Source organism: Mesorhizobium sp. YR577, from assembly GCF_900116595.1.
GTDB lineage: Bacteria > Pseudomonadota > Alphaproteobacteria > Rhizobiales > Rhizobiaceae > Mesorhizobium_M.
Genome location: NZ_FPBI01000072.1, coordinates 1 through 1,205, shown reverse-complemented (window position 1 = coordinate 1,205; position 1,205 = coordinate 1). Strand labels below are relative to the sequence as shown.

Here is a 1,205-nt window from a genome sequence, read left to right as displayed (position 1 = left end):
GTTCGTAGCAAACGCGTCCACGGCATCTGGACCGGACTTATTGCGGTTCCGCCGCTCAACATACTCTTCATCGAACTTGCAGCGAAATGGCTGCATCCGGAACGGTGTGAGGATATCGACCCTTCGGCGACGCTTGCCGAAATCAATGAGCGTTTCCTTGGCACGCCAATCGAGGGGCCGCTCTGGGCCTCGTTGGAGGGGTGAACCATGCCCGGCAGTTCCTCGTCCAGACGTCTCTACAAGGCCGCGGCAGTCGTTGATTTCCCAAAGGTCGACCAATTTCTCGAACCGATCCTCGCGTCGATCGCCACGCATGATATGGCCGTTGTGCAGGAAGATGTTTTCTATCGGATTGCGTCGGCGTTCGGAGAGGCGCGTCTGGAAGTGCGACCTGGCGAGCTTTTGCTCTTTGCCGAGACCAGCAATCGAGATGCGCTCAACAGGCTGAAGCATGCCCTTGTCGGGCCGATTTCCTTCATCGCTTCCAGAGAGAAACTTGAAATCGAATGGTTGGGCGATGACACCGGTCTGACCCCATTGGAGGATCTGCGTGTCTTGCGCGTCAGCCATGCGATGCAATTGACCCCACGCATGCGTCGCATTGTTTTCCAAGGCGAGAACCTGGCAAGGTTCGACCGGCCAGATCAGTTGCACTGTCGCCTTATTTTTCAGCCGAAGGAGGTCACATCGCCCGAATGGCCTGCTCTTGATGGTCGCGGTCACATAGTTTGGCCAAGTCAGCGTAAGCTGGACACCCGAGTCTACACCATCAGCGCCATCGACGTCGAAAGAGGTGAGATCACCATCGATTTTGCGCTGCACGACAATGCTGGCCCTGCAACGCATTGGGCGCTCGCAGCCACTGCAGGTGATGTGATCGGCATCGTCGGACCAGCCGCGGGCGGACCCAAACACGCCGAATTCTACGTGCTGGCAGGAGACGAAACGGGGCTGCCCGGTATCGCTCGTATCCTGGAGCAACTGGACGGCAAGGCTCGCGGAGTTGCGTTTGTCGAGATCCATGGACCCGAGGAAATCCAGCCACTCACGCGGCCAACCGGCATTGAGCTTCAGTGGCTCGACCGTAAAGGAGCACCACCGGGAACGACAATGCTGCTTGTCGATGCGGTGCGTTCCGTCGATTGGCCCTCAGACCTTGGCCGTTCATTCTTTTGGGGCGGCTGCGAGCACAAAGCCTTTCGGGC

The 1,205-nt window shown here is 58.3% G+C and carries 1 protein-coding gene and 1 pseudogene; both read left to right on the top strand.

The window, feature by feature from the left end; genetic code table 11:
• Positions 1-204: pseudogene (locus BM413_RS32375) on the top strand (ABC transporter substrate-binding protein); the annotation flags it as partial.
• 3 nt (positions 205-207) lie between these two features.
• On the top strand, positions 208-1,205 hold a 998-nt coding region (locus BM413_RS32370; RefSeq protein WP_091918923.1), incomplete at its 3' end, for a siderophore-interacting protein.